We start from the raw sequence: 19,567 nt of genomic DNA, 5'->3' as shown, positions 1-19,567 counted from the left end.
ATTGTGGCGCCAAGCCCGGCCCAAGAGCGCGCGGACCCCCTTCCTGGAGGCGAACCGTGATCCGCGCCCGGCCTGGCCGGGCCAGTGCCGATCCCGCAGGCCGCAGGGCGCCTTGCCCGGGTCGCCGCCGGGCGCGGGTGGGGCGGCGCTAGGGCCGGTTTGCGGAGCGGGGGCGCCGGTCCCAGCGCGGGCGGCGGAAATGGTAGAAGAGCAGCGGCGGGACGCCCAGCACAACCACCACCAAAGCCACCAGCCAGGGATAGGCGGATGGGGCCACGGCCGAATGGCCCGTGGGCGGGATGAACGCCATGACGAACGCGGCCAGGCACCCCACAAAGCCCACGCCCGCGACCAGGCCCATGGCCGGTACGCGGTAGCCGCGCGGGGCATTCGGTTGCGTGCGCCTGAGCCGCAACGCCGCGGCGAACATCAGCAGATACATGATCAAATACAACGCGGTGGCCATGTCAACCAACGCGATGAAAGCGTTCGACACGTCCGGGACCAGGACAAAGATCAACGCCAGGGCGGAGACGATCAGCCCCTGAAGAGCCAAGATGCCGTCCTGGATGCCGTGCTTGTTCCGCTTCTGCAGCGCGGGTGGGAGCAGGCCGGTGCGGGCCGCCGCCAGCAGCCCCGTCGAAGGGCCGGCCACCCATGTCACAACCGAGGCGATGGCGCCCAGGGCGATGGCCCCGGACAGCACGTACGTCGCCCAATTCATGTGGAAGTGGTTGAAGAAGATCTGGAAGGCCATGTTGATGCCGTTGGTGAAACCCAGCTGATTCTGCGGGACCGCAATCGCGATGGCGATCGTGGGCGGGATGCAGACCAGCAGAATCAGGACCATCGAGAGCGCCATCGCCTTGGTGAAGCCCCGGCGCGGGTCGCGCATCTGACCGGCGTGGACGGCGTTGACCTCCATGCCGGCATAAGCCAAGACATTGGAGACCACCAACACAATCGAGCCGATCCCGGTGAAGGGCGGTATGACATATCGGGCCTCCAGCGGCACCTGCGACGGGGTGCCGCCCGCCAACCAGGCCAGCGCCAGCACAATCAGCAGCGCCGCCGGGATGAGGGTTCCGATCACCCCGCCCCAAGACGAGACCTTGGCGAACAGGTTCCCGCCCCGCAGTGTGATGACCGTGGCGACCCAATAGACCACCAGGATCACAACCGCGGTGAACAGACCCGAATTCGACAGCGACGGCACGCCCACCATGAACGCGATCGAAGCCGCGATGAAAGCCAACTGCGTGGGATACCAGACCACATTCTGAATCCACTGCAACCAGATCGCCACGAAGCCCCAGCGGTTGGACATGGCCTCCCGCACCCAGACGTAGACCCCTCCCTTCCACGTGGTCGCCAATTCCGCGCCGACGAGCGCGGTCGGCACCAGGAACAAAATGGCCGGAACCACAAACATGGTGACCGAGCCCAGCCCGTACGTGGCGATGGTCGGCAGCGAGCGCAACGACATCACCGTCACCGTGGTCATCATGGCGATGTTGAACACGCTCAGGTAGGCGCCCGACGCTCGGTTGGCGGCGGGCGAGGTTGGCGGCGGGGGCGACCCAACGGCATCGGGCGCGGGGGCGGGCGCGGCGTCCCCACCAGGCGCCGGGCCCGAACTTGGCGTGGGAATGATCGGATGAGAATCTGTGACTGCCATGCAAGACTCCTCGGCGTTCCTCGGTATCCGAAGCGGCCGTCAGTGCCGGAACGCGACCGGCTGGCTGGCGGGCTGTGGAAGCGGGCCGTCTAGTTTGTCGAGGTAGGCGACGGCGGCGGCAAACTCGGCCATGAAGCGGTCCGCGAGATCCATGGACATGCCGTTGCGGACCACGATCCGCTGGACGGTGAGATCCTGCAGGTTGTTCGGCATGGGGTAGGCGGGGACCTGCCAGCCCTGCATGCGCAGGCGGTCGGAGAGGTCGTAGAGCGACCACTTGCGGGCCGGATCCTCGCGGAGCGACCAGGCGAAGACGGGGATGTCGGAGCCGTCGTTCCAAAGCTCGAACTGCTCCATCTGGCCGATCGACATGGCGAGGAAGCGCGCCACGTCCAAGGAGCCCTCCTGAACGCGCGTGTAGCCGGGCCGGCCCAGGCGCAAGAACATGTAGTACTGGAGAAGGATCTGCGCGCCCGGCCGGGAGAAGTTCAGCGCGAAAGTGGGCATGTCGCCGCCCAGGTAGCTGACCCGGAAGATGAGATCCTCCGGCAGCAGCGACTGGTCGCGCCAGACCACCCAGCCAAGGCCCGGGTAGACCAAGCCGTACTTGTGCCCGGACGTGTTAATCGAGGCGACTCGCGGGAGTCGGAAATCCCACACCAGGTCGGACTGGCAGAACGGGGCGATCATCCCGCCGGACGCCGCGTCCACGTGGATCGGGATGTCCAAGCCGGTCTCCAGTTGGATGCGGTCCAGGGCGGAGGCGATTTGAGCCACCGGCTCGTACATGCCGGTGTACGTCACGCCCATGATGGCGACCACGCCAATTGTGTTCTCGTCGACGTATTTGTCCAGGTCGGAGCCGTCTAGCACCTTGTGGTCCAGACTGATCGGCACCTGGCGGGCCTCCACGTCCCAGTAGTTGCAGAACTTCTCCCAGCACACCTGCACCCCGACCGACATGACCAGGTTCGGCTTGTCGGTCGGCTTGCCCTCCGCCCGCCGGCGCTGTTGCCAGCGGCGCTTCAGCGCCAACCCGCCCAGCATGCACGCCTCCGAACTCCCCGTGGTGGAGGTTCCAATCGTGTTCGCCGGATTCGGCGCGTGCCACAGTTCCGCCAGCATGTGCCAGCAGTACTGCTCAATCGCCGCGGTCTGCGGGTATTCGTCCTTGTCGATCGCGTTCTTGTCGAAGGCTTCGGCGTAAAGCCGGTTGGCGTAATCGTCCATCCAGGTGCTGACGAAGGTGGCCAGGTTGAGGCGGGCGTTGCCGTCCAGCATGGATTCGTCGTGGACCATTTGGTACGCCGTCTCCGGCAGCAGTTCGACGTCCCCCAGTTTGGTCCTGGGCGCGGCGACCGGCTCTCCCGGCCGCGCGTACATCGGGTTGATCTCGGTGAAGTCTCGGACGGTCAACATGTGGTTCTCCTCACGTTTCAGGCATCACGGGTCGGTGCGGCCGGTTCGGCCAGTTCCGCGACGGAGTTCCCCAGTCTGCCTCCCGCCGCCCGGCGGCGTCCCGGCGTCCCCGGCTTTGGTCACCTTTTGGTCGCCTCAGGGCGGGCGCCAAGCGCTCAGGCCGCCGCCACGGGCGTGTGATGCGACCCAAAACGTCTTCGTGATCCGCTGGTGGATCACGATCGCGATCAAAGTCGCTTCCGGAGCCCTCCCGCCCCCCCGGCGGCCTCCAGTGCAACCCAGAACGTCTTCGTGATCCAGCGGTGGATCACGAAGAGCCCGGAAGTTGCAGTGGCACGCCGCCGTGGAACTTAACCGGGCTCAGGACGTCTTGAAGAGCGTCCCCTCGCCGCGTAGAAACCTGTCCAGTGGGCAGTTTGGCCGTTCCCACCGTGAAGGCCAGCGCATGGCGTTCTGGGGCGGTGGCGAAAAGCCGCCGCCCCAGCCTGAGGACTGCGGCCGCCTTCCGTGTTTCCTCAGGTCAGCGCTTGGCGCTGACCAAGCCAACACAGCCGGAGGCCGGTTGTTCACCGGCGGCTTAGCCTAAAGGTCATGGAAACCGTGATCTTGGTGGTCTTGGCGGTGGGCGCAATACTCGCGGCCAACGCGCTCGGTCGGTGGACGCGCGTCGGGCCGCCGCTGCTCCTGGTTGCGCTGGGCATGGCGGTGTCTCTGGCACCGTTCGTGCCCGCGGTGGAGGTGGACCCCGAATGGGTTCTGGGCGGAATCCTGCCGCCGCTGCTCTATTCGTCCGCCATCAGGACTCCCCTGATCGACCTCAAGCGGAACCTGGGCGCCATCTCCGTGTTTTCGGTGGTCCTGGTGATCGCCACCGCTGTGATCACCGGATTCGCAGTTCATCTGGTCTTCCCGACCGTGCCCCTGAATGTGGCCATAGCCCTTGGGGCGATCGTCTCCCCGACCGACGCGGCGGCGACAGCCATCATCCGCGAAGCGGGCGCCCCGCCCCACGTTGTCACCCTGCTGAGCGGAGAATCGCTGCTGAACGACCCGACCGCGCTGGTGATGCTGCGCACCGCCTTGGCGGCGACGGTCTCCTTTCCCGTTGTGGCCTGGAACTTCGCGTGGGCCATCGGCGCTGCCAGCGCGGTGGGGGCGGTGGTCGGATGGCTCGCTTTGCGGGTCGGCCGCCGGATCCAGGATCCCACCTTGCACACCGTTTTCTCCTTCTTGGTGCCGTTCGCCGCGTACCTGCCCGTGGAACACCTCGGATCATCGGGGCTGGTCGCGGTCGTGGTGGCCGGACTGATAGTGGGACAAGGCGCGCCCCGGTTCGTGTCTGCCCGCAACCGCCTGGCCCAGGCGACCAACTGGGAGACTGTGGACATGTTGGCCGAGGGCGCCGTCTTCGGGGCCATGGGCCTCCAGGTATTCGGCCTCTACCAGGGTTTTCAAGGCGAAAACGATTCGGTTGGCCGGGCGCTCGCCACCGCTGCCGTGGCGTTGGCGGCGGTGCTCGCCGTGCGCGGCCTGTGCACCCTTGCGACGCTCGGCTGGCTGGGCCGCCGCAAGCGGCAAGATCACGTGCGGAGATATCGGGGCAGTCGGCAGCCAACCGAGTCCCCCGGCGGCACCGAACCACCTGGCCAAACACACGCCAACGCCGCCGCAACGGACGGCGCGCCCGCAACGGCCAAACTCGGCCGCCGCTCAGACCCCCCATTCCGCGGCAACGCCGAACCACCTGGCCACACACTCGCCGACGCTTCGGCGGAGGACGGCGGCCCGCCGCCCGCAAAGCCCGCGCCGGGTGGCCAGCGCGCAGGCTACCCGTCTGGCGGGCCGTTCCCGGCGCCCGGCCGCCTGGGCTGGCGCGAGGGCGCAGTGCTCGAATGGGCCGGGTTGCGCGGGGTGGTGACCTTGGCGGCGGCCCAGACCCTGCCGCTGGACACGCCTGAACGGCCCGCCCTGATTCTGATTGCTTTCGTTGTGGCCTGCGTGTCGCTGGTCCTGCAGGGCGGCACCCTCCCGGCCCTGCTCAAAGCTCTGCGTCTGCGGGGCGAGGACCCCGCTCAGACCGAGGCGTGGCGAATCGCTCTGCGCCACCGTTTGGCGGACGCGGCCACCCAGTTTTTCGATGCCGACCGACCGCCTCCCCGCCAAGCGTCCGGTGCGCCCTACACGCCCCGCGCCGTCGAGTTGGCGCGCCAGACCCTGCGCTGGGTGACGGTGCCCAATGTGGACGAGCCGCCCGCGCCCGGATCGGCCCCAACCCAAGAGCGCGAGCGCCGCGAGGAACTGCGCGAACTGCGTCTGGCCGCGATCCGAACCATGCGGGCGGACTTGACCAAGGCCCGGCGCGAAGGCTCCTTCCCCTCGGCCATAGTCGAGGAGGGACTGGCCGAACTAGACCGCGAGGAACTGGCCGTGGACGTCTGACGAGCCCAAGAAGGCGGAGAGCATGGGAAAGAGGATCGGCGGCGGCCCTGCCGAAGGAAAGTGGGGACGGCACCTGTTTCCGGCTTGCCGGAAACAGGTGCCGTCCCCACTTCTCAGGACCAACCCAAGTTCGTGCGGGGCACCGCGCGCGAAGAGGTTAGGGTGTAAGTCGCGTGGGTCAATGGCGACCCACGTCTGCGACCAGAACCGCCCACACCCCCGCTAGAACGCGCCTCCCGTCAGAACGCGGCGCTCAGGCCGTCCCTTCCTCCCGCCGGCGGCGGCGCGCCGCCAGGAGCAGCAGGAAGCCAGCCGCCAGCAGGCCGAGGGCCGATCCGATGGCGCCGACCATCCCCGAGGCGCCGGTGAACACGAGCGCCTGGACCACGAAGTCGGCCGAGGCCTCGCCAGATAGCGGTGCGGTCAAAACGACCTGGTGCGACCCGATTGCCGCCGTCTCCGGAATGGTCCAGGTGAACACCACTTTCCCGTCGGAATCGGCGGTGGCGGCACCCAACGCGACCGGATCGGAATGCATCACGGCGGTGACTTCCTCGCCGGGTTGGAAGTTGAACCCGGTGGCGGTTTGAGTCGCGCCGCGCTCCAGCACCGGGGTCCCCATCACCACGCGCGGCACGCCGATGCGCCAAGGCACCTCGGTCGCGTTGCCCGCCGGGTCGCGCTCAATGATGGTCACCATGTCGCCCTCATCCAGCGGCGGGTCGAGTTCGCACGACCAGGCCAGGTCCTCGCCGACAACCGCGCGGCAAAGCTCCTCGCCGTCCTCATCTGTGACGATGATCGCGTCGCCGGGTTCCCGGCCCTTGCCGCCGATCTCCGTCCCGTCGGACGGTCCCGGCACCGGCTCGCCCGGCGCCACCGCGTCCACCACGGTGCCGACCTGCCCGGACGGGTTGTGGGCCGAATCCTCGATGCGAACGCGGATCTCCGTCCCATCCTCCAGTCCGGCCAACTCGCAGTCGAACGTGCCGTCCGGCCCGACCGCGCAGCGGGCCAACTCGTCGCCCGTGGCGGGGTCAACCACCACGGCGACCAGCTCGCCTTCTGCCGCGTCCAGCAGGTCGCCTTGGTCGACCGAGCCGGAGATGTGGTGGCCGTCCGAGGGGTCAAGGGTCGGTTGCCCGGGCGCGATCGCGTCCGTGAACCTGATCACCGCCGGGCGCGGCTGACCATTCAGGTCCGCGACCCCGTCCGCCCTGGTCACCGGTTCCCCGTTGACCGAGGCGAAGATCTGCCATTGGCCCATGTCGCCGTAGAGCTCGATCACCGCCAGGCCCGCGCCGGTCGCCGCCCGTGAGAGCCCCGCCTGCACCACCACGGTGGCCGGGCCGCTGATCCGCGTCGCCCCTTGGCTGACCCACGTCCCCGCCGGGATGGTGAAGGCCGCGTCGCACGGGACCTCCACGGCCCCGTCCCAGCAGCCGGCGGTGTTGCCGTTGGCGTCCCGCAGGATCAACTGGACGGCCTGGACGCCCTCGCCGTTGCCGCGCGCGGCTGCGGGCGGGGAGATCAGTTCGCTGGTGGCGCCGGCCGGCGGCCCCGCGATGAAGTCCGCCTGCCGCGGCGAGTCCAGTACCGCCTGACCGCCCACCGTGGCCGCGATGGTCCAGGTCACAGCCTTGGTGGAACTGAATTCGAAGACCGCCACGCCATTGTTGCCCGATGCCGTCTGGTACGTCCCGCTCTCCGTCCCGCCGCCGTTGGGGTAGCTCCAGGTGAACACAACCTGGGCTCCGGGGACGAGGTTTTGGTTCGCGTCCCGCAGTTCGACTTCGGCGCGGTGGGTCTGGGACCCGTCGGCCACCTTGGTGGCCCCGCCGGCCGCTGTCGGGATGGACAGCCGGGAGTTGCCCGCCACCGGGTCGGTGGCGCCGAAGCGGGCCAAGAACGGCTCGCCGACGTTTTGCCAACCGTCAACGGTCAGCAGTTGGACGCGCCCGGTGAACGCCGCCGCCTGGGTTGAGGTCAACTGCCAGGTGAAGGTGCCGAAGTTAGCGCTGGCGGGCGTGCCGGTGAAGCCGGCCTCCGCCGGGCTGACGGCGACGGCCGGGTCAAGCCCGTCCAGGCGAACTTGGGCCCCCGGCACCAGCAGTTGGGCCACCGACCGGGCCGTCACTGTGACGGTGTAGGGGTCCGCGCCGGACGCCGGCACCGACACCGTGTTGGCGGTGCTGGCCAGCGGCGTGATGGTGTAACTGGAGGTCACCTCGTCAGCGGGCCCGGATTCGAAGGTGACGTCCCTGGGCGAGCCGTTGACGTTCTGGCTTTCCAGGGTTGCCGACGCGGCGAAGGAGCCCGGCTCGTTGGAGGTCACATAGACCAGCGCCTTGCCCGCCTGGTCGCACCAGGTTGGCGCGTCGGCGGCCGAAGGATCGCAGCTCACCGCGGTCGCGGACGGCGAGCCGCCGGTCAGGACCGGCCCGGCCACTGCGGGCGCGCCGGTCGCCACCGCGAAGGCGACGGTCCGGCCGGTCACCGGGTTGCCTTGCGCGTCCGTGACAACCACCCAAGCGGAATGCGCGGCGGTCCCGTTGGCCAGCACGTTGCCCGTCGTGGTGGAGAAAACGGACACGTCCGGGTCCGCCGGTCCCGGTTCGAAGTCCAGGGGCAGTGGCGAGCCGACTCCCACGGGCGCGGACGCGACCGTCGCGGTGGCTTGCCAATGCCCGGCGACGGGGGTGGCGAAACTAGTTGAGGCGATCCCGGCCGCGTTCGTCAGCAAGTCCTCCTCAGTGGTCTGGCTGCCCAGGGTGTACGTGACCCGGACCGGCACGTCGGCCTGCGTGTGCGCGTTCCCCTCCGCGTCCAGCAGCGTGACGGTGACGCCGTAGGCCTGAACGCCGTCGGCCGTCAGCGGGCCGGGGCGGTCTTTGGCGATGACCGAGGTCGCAGCCGACACGGGACCGTGTGTGAAGGTCAGCGTGGCGGGCGACCCGTCGGTGATGTCGCCGTAGGCGCCGGCGGCGCCCTTCTTGGCGCGGGCGGTGACCTCATACGAGTCCGCCACCGTGGTGACGTATTCGAGGACGGCGACCGCTGTGACCGGGTCGACGGCGACCTCGACCACGGCGGGACCCGCAAGGTCCCCGGCAGCGGTCTTGGCGGTCAACCCCGCCGGCACCGAGAACTCGACAACGGCGTCCACCACCGGGTTGGCCTTCGCGTCCCGCACGGTCGCGGTGGCTGCCAGGCGGGCGGTCCCGTTGGCCACGGCGGTGACGCCCGGACCCCGCAAAGTGGTCTTGCCCGGTTCGAAGCTGATCGGACCGGCTTCAAATGTGATCGAAGTCGGATCGGGCGCAATCCCGTCCCCGCCGATCAGCGCCCGCACCGGGTAGGTGTCGGCGATCTCAGACGTGAGGTGGACGGTGACCTGGCCGTTCGAGCCGGTCAGGTACGGCCCGGCCTCGACTATCCGGACCTGGGCGGGCACCTCGAAGGCAACCTCGGCGTTCGGCACCAGCAAAGGCGTCGGGGTGGTGGCGTCCCGGACCGTCACGGTCGCGGTGAACGCGGCCACGCCGTCGGCCACCTGCGCGCCGGCGGGGGTGACCACCCAACTGGAGTTGAGGGCCGAGGGCGCGTCCGTTGAGAACTGGAAGTCGGTCTCCCCAACCTGATCCGAGCCAATGGCGACGGTCAGGTGCGTGGTCTCCGGGGTCCCGTCCGCCAGCCAAATCCGGGTCAGGCCCACGTCCGAGGACAACACATTGACGGACTTGCCCAAGTCGGCCCCGGTCGCCTGATCCACAAAGTGGGCGGCCTTGGCCGGGTCGAGCGTGAATGTGACCGCTTGGTTCCGGATCGGGTTGGTTGAGGCGTCCTGGACCACAATGCTGGCCGAATGGGTCGCGTGGTTGTCAGACAAAACCGCGCCGGTCGAATGCCAGAACGACGCCCTGGTCAGGTCCAAGTCGATCGGCCCCGGCCCAAAGGCGGCTTGCAGCACCCCGCCGACCTGGCCGGAGCTGACCTCGGCCTTGACGTCATACGTGCCCGCCGCCGCGACTGTGAAGGCAGTCCAGGTCACCACCCCGCCTGACGTGGGCAAGGTCGCGCCAGCGGTCCAGGTGCTCGCGGAGGCGAGCTTGTAGCTGAAGGTCACGCTGGTCGCGGGCAGATACGCGTTGCCCGTCGCGTCAAACAACTCCACCTTCGGCGTGTGGTGTTCGCTCAGCACCACTTTCTCGGTCCCGGCGGTCGGGATGGTGAACTTCGAGTTCGGCAAGCTCAGGTCGGCGTTGGTGAAGCGCGCTTTGGCGGGCGAGCTGTGGGTCAACGCGACCGACCCAACCCGAGCAGTGATGTTGTACTCCCCGACCACGGTCGAAGTGGCGACCAGCCGGGCGACGCCCTGGTCGTCGGTTCGAACTGTGACCTCGCCGGTCAGCGTCCCGGACTTGACGTTGGCTGGGAGGCTGAAGACGACATCGGCGGCTTTGTAGGGGTTCTGGTTCGCGTCCATCACGTGGGCGGTCACCGTCTGGGTGTCCGTCCCGTCGGCCTTGGCGGCCGCGGTCGGGGAGACCAGGCGGCTGCGGTCCGCGCCGTGGGCGATCGGCCCCGGCACGAATTCGACCTCGACCGTGGTGACGGTCCCAAGCGGCTGGGTTGCCACCGGGTCCGCCCCGATCTTCACGCCCACATCCCACAGTCCGGCTTTGAGGGTCTTCAAGACCACCTCAGCCGTGCCCTGCGGCGCGCCGTTCACGCCCACTATGAACGGGACGGTCTGTTCGGTTGCGCCGGGGATGCCCTTCGGCGTGAAGTACAGCGTTCCGCCCACGCCGTTGATGGCGACCCCAGCGGCGTTGCGCAGCACGATTGTCGCGGTGTAGGAGTCGGAATTGTCCGCGATCACCTGGGCGGGAGAGGCGTTTGCGGCGGTCGGCGCCACCGAGAAGCTGGACCGCGCCGGATCCGGCACGTCGACCGTGAAGTTCGCCTTGGGGTACGGCGCCCCGGATAGGTCAGCGCCGATCTGGCCGCGCACGTCGAAATGCCCCTCGTACAGGGACGTGATCGACACGTGCACCAAGCCGTCGTCGCCAGAGGTTCCCGATGCCGTCTTCCCGTTTGTCGAGGTGAACACCGGGCCGTTCCCCGCGTAGAGCAGCTCGAATGACAGGGGCACGTTCTTGACGGCGTTGCCGTCCGCGTCCTGGGCCTTCATGGACGCTGGGACGGTCGCCACGCCATCGTTCGCCCGCGGAGTCGAGTCGACGTAAAGCGAAGCCAACGTCGCGGCCGCGTCGACCGGTCCGGGGCCGAACTTGGCCTCCTGGATGGCCCCCACCTGAACCCCACCGACGGTCGCCCGGACTTGGTAGGTGCCGGCGATCGCGACCGTGAAGTCAGTCCAGGTCACCGTGCCCGCGGCGGTGGTGAGCGCGGGCCCGTTGGTCCACGCGCCGGTGGTGCCCAGGCGGTAGGCGAAGACCACCGTGGTGGCCGGCTGGTAGGGCTGGCCGGTCGTGTCGATCAAATCCGCCTTGACCTGGTGGTATTCGCTGCGCACGGTTTTCACGGCCGGGGCCGTGGTGACCGTCAGCACCGAGTCCGACAGGTCGAGTTGCGTGTTGGTGAACTCAATGCGGGCCGGGGAGCCCTCGGTGATGTTGATTGTTCCCGAATCAGTCGTCACGGTGGCCGTGACGCTGTAGACGCCGACCAGGCCGGAGACGGCCACCAGCCGGGCAATCCCGTCCGCGTCCGTGGTGGCGGCCACCGGTCCGGGGCCGGTCACGCCGTTGGCGGTGACGTTCGCCGGGATGGTGAAACTGACGCTCGCGTCCGGGATGGCGTTGCCCTGGCCGTCAATCACGTAGGCGAGCACCGTTTGCGTGTCGGATCCGTCCGCCCGCGCGGCCGCCGCCGGCGGCTCCAGCCGGGTCTTGTCCGGGCCGCCCACCGGCGGTCCGGGCTTGAAGACGGCGGTCCCAGGAGACCCTTGGACCTGGTCCGCGCCCAAGAAGCCGGCGATGGTCCAAGTGGACGCCTTGGCGGTGGACCAGTCGTAATAGCCGATCCCGTCCGCGCCCGTGTGGACCCCGGTCCAGCTCCCGGAGCAGGTGTAGCCGGCCTGGCCAACGCAGGTGTAGTCAAACTGGATCGACGCGTCCGGCACCGGGTTGTCGTTGGCGTCCTTGACCAGGATCTGAACGCGGTGCTGCTCGGTGCCGTTGGCCACCTTGGTGGCGCCGCCCGCAGCGGTCGGCACCGTCAAGACCGACTTCAACGGGTCCGGGTCGCCGGCTATGAAGACCGGGTTGACCTTGCCGTCGCGGCGCAACTCGGCGGCTTCATCCTCGCCCCGGACGGCGTTGATCGCCTCGCCGCCAATGGTGGCGGTGACCACGTAGACGCCGTGCACCGAGGTCGCCTTGCGAGACGTGACCTTGATCTCAGCCCAGCCCGCGGAGTTGACCTGGGCCGTGATCACGGCCGAGCCCTGGGTGGTGCCGACCGCCAGATCCGTGTCGATGGTGAACGCGACCGAGCCCCGGTCGGCCGGATGCCCGTCCTTGTCGAAAACGCGGGCCCCGATCGTGATGGTGGCGACGCCATCCGCCACCGCGCTGTCCGTTGGCTGCACCAGCCAGGACGTCGCCGCCGTGCCGGGGCCGGGGATCAGGTGGGCCGTGTCGTTGCCGCCCTGGGCCTTGACCGGAATGCCCTGCGCGTCCTGGAAGACCTGGATCAGCTTGTCGCCCGGGTCCACCCCGCTGAAGGAGGCGGTGTAGACGCCGTTGCCTTGATGCGTGAACGTGCCAACCGTGACGCCGCCGCCCGCCGGGCCGTTGGCGTGCAGGTCCGTGACGGTGGTGACCGGCAGGCCGTTCGTGCCGTACAGGGAGGCGGTGACGGTGCCGTAATGCGCGCCATCCGCCACCACCTCATCGGTTGACACGTCAAACCACGTGTTCGGGTTGCCGGGATCCACTATCGGGTCGCCCCAGCGCAGGGTCTTCGGCGACCCGCCGACCGCGGTGCCCGGGCCGGTCAACGTGGCCGTCAGCGTGCAGGAGCCCGCCTGGCTGGAAGACACCGTCGTTGGGTACCGGCCCAGCTCCGAAGTGGAAAGGGTGGTCGTGGTCTGGCCGTCCGGGAAAGTGCCGTGGCAATCGGCCCCCGCGAGGACCAACGCGAACGACACGTTCCCGACCTTGTTATTGCGCCCGGAGTCCCATGTCGTCACCGTCACGTTGTAAGGCGAGCCGACGTCGATAAGGCTTGGCACGCCATCGGGCGCGCCGGTGCGGCTGTCCGGATCGTTGACCGGCACCGACGGCGAAACGATCAGAGTCGAATCGGTGGCGCTGACCGGCGGCGTGGCGTACGTGGTCTTCAATACCGTGGTCGAATCGCCAATGTTCTTGATCGGGAAGGCGTTCGCGCCCGTGCCGAGCGTCACCACCAATTGGCGCTCGCCGGCCCTGGCCGAATAGACGACCACCTGGTAGTCGCCGCTGTAGCAGGCGCCGTTCTGGGGTGTTTCGGCGCAGACAAAAGCGCCGCCGTCGGAGAAACCAAGCCCCTCGCCGTTCCACAGATCGCCGGTGGCCGCCGCCACCGACAGGTCGCCGGCCGCGCTCGTCACCGGCTCGCGCAACGCGTCCCGAACGCTGACGGTGATGGTCTGCTTGCCCCAGGTCGCCTGCGAGGTTCCAGGCGCTTGGTAGTCCGCCAACTGGTTCTCCCTCTGCGTGATCTGGGCGTAGGACTGGTCCTCGCTGGGATTACCTTCGGTGAAATAGAGGTGCGCCGAGCCGACGTCGACCGTTCCCCCCTCAGCCTTCGCGCTCACCAAATAGTCGCCCCGGTGCTTCGCCTGGACGGTGACCGTGCATTCGCCCTGGTCGTTCAGGACGCAGGTGTAGGTCCGGTCAGAATTGGGGGCGAAGAAAGCGCCGTCCAGCGTGGCGTCGCCAGCCGACGGATCGAGCGCGAAGGCGATCTCCACTCCCGGCACCGGCACCTCGACGGTCTGCCCCTCGGCGTCCGTCACGTAACCGTGGGCGGTCACCTTGACCTGGTAGGCGCCCGGGCCGGTTGTCAACGGGCTGGCCGGATCCGGCACCGGCGTCACCTCAAGCGTCGAATATTGGCCGGTAACCGCGGCCCCATAGGTCAACTCGCAGGTCACGTCCTGCAACATGGAACTGAACGCGGTCACGCCGAGTTCGGAACTGGTCGCGGTGGCGGGTATCACGGCGCCTGTGACCGAGTTATAGCAGCGGGTTGCGTTCGCCATGAGCTTCCACCCGTTCAGACCGGTTGCCGAGGCCGGCCCCACTCCGGTGGTGGTTATGGTCGACGGCTGAGCCATGTTCACGATCGCGAGCGCCGCCGGCGAGCGCACAAAACTGCCGTCAGCGTTGGTCAGCAGGCTGACCTGCGTTTGTGACGGCGCTGTGGCCAAGACGTTGCTCACGCTCAGGTTGACGTGGGCCGCCTGGCCGCCCGTGGTCCTGGCTTTGATGCGCAGCACGCCGTTGGCGATCGCCAGGCGGTAGTCCTCGATTTCGCCGCGCGGCACCCACGCGGTGGTGGCCGGGTCGCCGGTGCCGCGGGAGTCTTGCGTGAAGTTGCTGTCCTGGCCAACCCTGGCCCGCGCGTACACGTTGGCCAGGCCGCCCGCCGGCGCGGTCGCGGGAACCGTGTATTCGCCGTGAACGTAGCCGTTTTGGTCGGCCGGGCCGCCCAGGAGCGCGCTGGACAGGGTTTCGGCCGCCTGCCCGTGGCCGGTCAGCGGGCTCAGCCACGCCTTGGCCGACGCGCCGGGGACGGCCGCCCCGGACATCTTCACCCGGAACCGGTATGGGACGCCCACCGCCAGGACTTGGTTTTGCGCCAGCACCCAGTCCGATTCCTCGTAGGTGTTGTCGTTTTGCTTCGGCGTCACGAACAGCCCGTCGTCGGTCGCGTCATGGTCCGATGCCGTCTCGCTGGGCGCCCCATCCGGGTAATGGCTCAGCTTTTCCCCCAGATAGAGCGCGTCCGGCGCGCCGTAGGGGCCCTCGTTCGCGTTGCTGGTCTTGTACGTGTCGGGCGCGTCGCCCCAGGACAGGCCCGTGCTCAAACCGAAGTCGGCGGTCACGACCGCCGAGTCAGAGTTCATCTCGATCTTGGTGACCGTGTTGGCGCCGCCTGTGGCGGCGATCGGGCTGGTGATGGTCGGAGGGTCTATCCCGTCCGCCCTGGCCCCCCGGCACGGTCCGGACGCGGTCTGCTCCCGGTAGTCGCCCTCAGTGCTGAAGCAAAGCGGTGTCACCACGTTGACGGCCCCGCCGGTCCCGTAGGTCCCGGCCGAGGCGTAGGACTGGCCCACGTTGATCCCCGCGGCCGTGCTGGGCACCACCCGGATGTAGAACGTGTCCCGCGCGGACGGCAAAAGCGCCGAATAGGTTCCGTCGGTGTCCGTGGTCAAGGGTCCCCGGTAAACCGGTGCCGCCGTCCCGACCTGCTGCCAAATCTCCAGCGTCACACCACCCAACCCGGTGTCCTGACCAGGTGTGATCACACCGTCGCCGTTGACGTCGCGGTAAACCCTGCCCTCAATCACGGGCGCCATCTGCGCCGAGGCCAGGTCCCGCAGCGGAATTGGGTTGCCCAGGTATTCGCTGGTGCCGGAGATCGGGTCCCAGCGATGGATCGCGTCGCTGGCGTGCCCAGTGTAGAGGGCGCCATTCAGGAAGGCCATGCCCCAAACGCTGTCTGCCGCAGTGTTGTCTAGGACCTTGACCACGTTGTAGGTCCAGCCTGTCGAACTCGGTGTGCCGTCCGCGTTGCGCGGGACGTTGAAGCGCACAAGTGCCCACACATCGTTTGTTGTCCCGCTCAGGTCAAAACGAGCCATGCGGTAGGCGTTGCCATTGGCGTCGATCGCCATGTCGCTGCCGAGGCCCCAGTTGCCGCCGAAACTGGCGGCTGTGCCCTTCCCGGCCAGAAAAGCGGCCTGCGCGAGGGTGTTGGCGCCGGGCGCGGGCGGAGCCGTGGAGGACGCCGCCAAGTACTGCACCGCAAAGGACGGCGCGGCTTGTGTGCCGTTGTTGACGATCTTGATGAGTTGGAACTGCGGGTCGGTCGTGTCTGACCCGGGATTGACCCCGTCGCCGTCGAAGTCCTCCGTCGCCGAGTTGATCATGTAGATCTCGCCGGTCTTCTGGTTGACCTCGCCCCCCCAAGTCGTGTCGAAAGCAGCCGCAGACGGCGTCATATCGGGGATGGTGTAACAATTGCCGTTGCCCGAGAAGACGACTCCGGCGTCTCCGCCTGCCTGGTCCCAACCCACCTGGGCGATGCGGTTGTCGCCTTGCGCAATGAGGATTGGCCCCATCGCGAGGTTCTGCCAGTAGGCAGCAGCTGAACCGCAAGCGGAGCCGTCAGCGTCCCCGGTCTTGTAATACCCCTGCTCCGTCCGATCATTGAAGTCCTCAGAGGTTGCCGTCCACGGCTGCGAGACATAGGCGGGACGCACGTACCAGTCCCCCGTGCCCACCATCCACAGATCGTCCTTCGAGAACACCCCGTTGAACGAGTTCAGATAGGTCACCGCCTCGGAAGTCTCAGCACTTTGCCGCGTTTGCAGCACCACCGCGCCGGCGGCGGCCGTGGCGAAGACCACGGCCATGGCCAGGATCCGGTGAGCCCGGCGGCTGCCGGGCCGGGTCGGCAGCGCGGGGCCGCCCGCGTTTAGACCGGCTTTCAACCAGCGGGTGGCGGCGGCAAGACGGCTCGACGAACTGTGATCGGAGGGGGCTGCAGGGGACATTTGGGGTTCCTCAGTCTTCTCAGCGCGAGACCGAGTTGGGGGGCGGCTCGCGGCATCGGGGCCTACTTAGCCGACAAGCTACCCACCAAAAGGCTTTCATTTGCGGCAATCTGGGGGCTATTACCCACGCGCCGCGCAGAAATCCCGGCGAAAAACCCTTCCGAGCCCCGGCTCAGGAAATGCGCTTCGGGCCCGCCTGCCAGGCCCGCCAGGACGAGTCGACTATGGACCGGAGGTCGTGCTGGGCCTTCCATTCGAAGGTCTGCTCAATCCGGTCGACCGCGCCGATTAGGACCGGCGGGTCGCCGGGGCGGCGCGGCTCCATCACCGGGGTGGTGTCCAGACCGGTGACCTCGCCAACCATTTCGATGACCTGCCGGACCGAGGTGCCGGCGCCCGTGCCGATGTTGAACGCGTCGAACGGCCGCACATCCCGCTCCAGATAGTCCATGGCGATCATGTGCGCCGTGGCGATGTCCACAACATGGATGTAGTCCCGCACGCAGGTGCCGTCCGGGGTTGGGTAGTCGTCCCCGAAGATGGCGGGCGCGCGGTGCTCGTAAAGCTTCTGGAGAACCATCGGGATGAGGTTCAGTACCGCCGGATCCCCCAGGTCGTCCCAGCCAGCGCCGGCCACGTTGAAGTACCGCATGTTGACGCCGCGCAGCCCCCACGCCCGGGCCGCGTCCCGCACCAGCCATTCGCCCACCAGTTTCGATTCCCCGTACGGGTTGATCGGCTGGAGCTCTATGTCTTCCCGCACCCGGTCCACCTTTGGTTGCCCGTAAACCGCCGCCGATGACGAAAACACCAGTCGGTCCACATCTTGCGCCTGCATCGCCAACAGCAGGTTTGCCATTCCGCCTATGTTCTGTTGGTAATACCAGGCCGGTCGCTCGACCGATTCGCCCACTTGTTTGCGGCCCGCAATGTGGACAACCGCCGTGCACCCGTCCAGCGCTGCCTGCAACCTGGGCAGTTCGGCCGTGTCGGCCAAGTCAAGCTGGATCAGCTCAGAGGGACCAACCCTGGCCGCGTCGCCGTAAGACAGATCGTCGATCACGATCACCTCGTGGCCGGCTCGTTGCAACAAACGCACCACGTGCGCCCCGATATACCCGGCCCCGCCGGTCACACAAATCGACATGCCTTTAACCCTACGGCCCGCCGTCTGGGCCCAATTCCCAAGCGCGCGCCAAATGAGGTCTTGCCCAACCGCAAGCCCCACCCACCGTTATTGACATAGGTCCCGAATCGCCCTCCCGGACCCCGCCCCGGTGGTGGTGGCCGCCGGGGCGGGGACGGGGGTTGTGGGTTTATGTGTGGGTGGCGGTGATGGTGTAGGGGCCGGTGTTGGTGTTGGTTTGGGTTTGGTTGGAGTTGCGGATGGCGAGGTGGTAGGTTTCCCCGGCTGTCAGGGTCCGGGTGATTTGGAAGTTCAGGCCGGGTCCGGAGTCGAGGTTGTAGGCGATTTGTTTGCCGGCCTGGTCGTAGAGGTATCCGGAGACGTTCCCGGTCGCGTCGGATGTGAGTTTGTAGGTCCCGGTGGCGGGCGCGGTGAAGGTGAACACGTCGACGTCCGGTCCCGTTTCGAGGACCCCGGACGCGGCCGGGGCGGCGGCGAGGTCCCATTCGGTGGCGGCGGCGGGGGTGTTGCCGTGGTCGTCGACCGCTCCGGGTTGGTGGACGGTGACGGACGCCCTCGCCCCGTCGGAGGTGAACGTCACGGTCGCGGTGCGGGGCTGGGGGGTCGGGTTCAACGCCGCGGTCAGGACGGCCTGGCGCCCCGGGGACCCCGACCGGGGCGACAGGGTCACCCAGGAGGCGTCCGAGGACCCCGACCACGACTGCCCGCTGGTCGCGACCGCGACCGTCAGCGCCCCGCCGGTCTGCGGCGCCGCCCACCCCGACGCGGAGGCCGACACCCACGACCCGGCCGGGACGGCCGCCGTTACCGTGTAGGGGCCCGTGTTCCGGTTAGACGCCGACTGGTTGGAGTTCCGCACCGCCAGGCAATACCCCTGACCGCCGGTCAGGGCGTGGGACACCAAGAAGTCGGAGCCCGGACCGGAGTCGAGGTTGTACGCGATCTGCGCCCCCGACGCGTCGTACAGGTACCCCGACACGTTCCCCGTCCCAGCGGACGTGAACTTGTAGGTCCCCGACACCGGCGCCTCGAAACAGAACACGTCCACGTCCGGGCCCACCTCCAGGCTCCCCGCCGCGGCCGCCGCCAAGTCCCACCGGGTCGCGGCCTGGGCGGTGTTCCCGTGGTCGTCCACGACGCCCGCCTGGGACACCGTCACGGCCGCCCGCGCCCCGTCGGCCGTGAACACCACCGTCGCCGACCTCGCCTCCGTCGACGCGTTGAACGCGGCCGTCAACACCGCCGACCGGCCCGAAGAACCAGACCTCGGGCTCAACGTCAGCCACGACTCCGACGAAACCCCGGACCACGAACCCCGGTTGGTCGTCACCACCACCTCCGACGACCCACCCGTCTGCGGGGCCGCCCAGTCGGCCGCGGACACCGACACGACCGCGGCCTGCGGCACCTCGGCCGCCACCGTGTAAGCGCCCGTGTTCGAGTTCGACGCCGACTGGTTCGAGTTCCTCACCGCCAGGAAATACCCATCCCCGCCCGTCAGGGCGTGCGACACCAAGAAGTCCGAACCCGGACCGGAGTCCAAGTTGTACGCGATCTGCTTGCCGGACGCGTCGTACAGGTACCCCGACACGTTCCCCGTCCCAGCGGAGGTGAACTTGTAGGTCCCCGACACCGGCGCCTCGAACGAGAACACGTCCACGTCCGGGCCCACCTCCAACACCCCCGACGCCACCGGGGACCCGGCCAAATCCCACCGCGTCGCCGCCTCCGGGGTGTTCCCGTGGTCGTCCGCGACACCGTCCTGCGACACCGCGAACTGCCGGCCCGTCCCATCAGCCGTGAACGTCACCGTCGCCGACCTCGGCTCCGTCGACCCGTTCCTCGCCGCCGTCAACGTCGCCGACCCGCCGCTGTCCCCCGAAGCCGGGCTGACCCTCAGCCAAGACGCCGACGACGACGCCGACCACCGGCCCCCCGCCGTCGCCACGACCACCTTCGTCGAAGCCTCAGCCCAACCCGTCTCCCAACTCGACTGCGACAACACCACCGAAGTCTGACCACTCGACCTCACATGCACAACCGCCTGACCCGACGCGATCGACTTCACCGTGATCTCAAAGCTCCCGCT

Annotated in this window: 6 protein-coding genes; 1 reads left to right on the top strand and 5 read right to left on the bottom strand. The window is 68.3% G+C overall.

From position 1 onward, the window contains the following. Positions 1-148: 148 nt before the first annotated feature. Both LBC97_00500 and LBC97_00495 read right to left on the bottom strand, forming a co-directional pair. A complete protein-coding gene (locus LBC97_00500; protein ID MDR2564540.1) occupies positions 149-1,678 on the bottom strand; it encodes an amino acid permease in 1,530 nt (509 codons plus the stop codon). 39 nt (positions 1,679-1,717) lie between these two features. After that, positions 1,718-3,097: a glutamate decarboxylase gene (locus LBC97_00495; protein MDR2564539.1), complete on the bottom strand. Its 1,380-nt coding sequence runs from the start codon at positions 3,095-3,097 to the stop codon at positions 1,718-1,720. A gap of 591 nt (positions 3,098-3,688) precedes the next feature. Here LBC97_00495 and LBC97_00490 point away from each other — a divergent pair. After that, positions 3,689-5,536 carry a sodium:proton antiporter gene (locus LBC97_00490; GenBank protein ID MDR2564538.1) on the top strand — a complete coding sequence of 616 codons (1,848 nt, stop codon included), beginning with the start codon at positions 3,689-3,691 and terminating at the stop codon, positions 5,534-5,536. Between the two features lie 253 nt (positions 5,537-5,789). Here LBC97_00490 and LBC97_00485 read toward each other — a convergent pair whose 3' ends face one another. The 3 genes from LBC97_00485 to LBC97_00475 form a co-directional block, all read right to left on the bottom strand. Further along, on the bottom strand, positions 5,790-16,331 hold the full coding sequence (locus LBC97_00485; protein MDR2564537.1) for an Ig-like domain-containing protein: 10,542 nt from the start codon (positions 16,329-16,331) through the stop codon (positions 5,790-5,792). Positions 16,332-16,503: 172 nt separating this feature from the next. Then, entirely contained in the window at positions 16,504-17,478 is a 975-nt protein-coding gene (gene galE, locus LBC97_00480; protein MDR2564536.1) for a UDP-glucose 4-epimerase GalE, read from the bottom strand. Positions 17,479-17,647: 169 nt separating this feature from the next. Further along, entirely contained in the window at positions 17,648-19,483 is a 1,836-nt protein-coding gene (locus tag LBC97_00475; protein ID MDR2564535.1) for a hypothetical protein, read from the bottom strand. Between the last annotated feature and the right edge of the window lie 84 nt (positions 19,484-19,567).

The sequence above is a fragment of the Bifidobacteriaceae bacterium genome (assembly GCA_031281585.1).
Taxonomy (GTDB): Bacteria; Actinomycetota; Actinomycetes; order Actinomycetales; family WQXJ01; genus JAIRTF01.
This window is presented reverse-complemented; position numbering and strand designations above follow the sequence as displayed.

What these genes read in the sequence shown, in the direction of transcription:
- galE (MDR2564536.1), bottom strand. Translation starts at nt 17,478, where the DNA reads ATGTCGATTTGTGTGACCGGCGGGGCCGGGTATATCGGGGCGCACGTG.
- LBC97_00485 (MDR2564537.1), bottom strand. Translation starts at nt 16,331, where the DNA reads ATGTCCCCTGCAGCCCCCTCCGATCACAGTTCGTCGAGCCGTCTTGCC.
- LBC97_00495 (MDR2564539.1), bottom strand. Translation starts at nt 3,097, where the DNA reads ATGTTGACCGTCCGAGACTTCACCGAGATCAACCCGATGTACGCGCGG.
- LBC97_00490 (MDR2564538.1), top strand. Translation starts at nt 3,689, where the DNA reads ATGGAAACCGTGATCTTGGTGGTCTTGGCGGTGGGCGCAATACTCGCG.
- LBC97_00500 (MDR2564540.1), bottom strand. Translation starts at nt 1,678, where the DNA reads ATGGCAGTCACAGATTCTCATCCGATCATTCCCACGCCAAGTTCGGGC.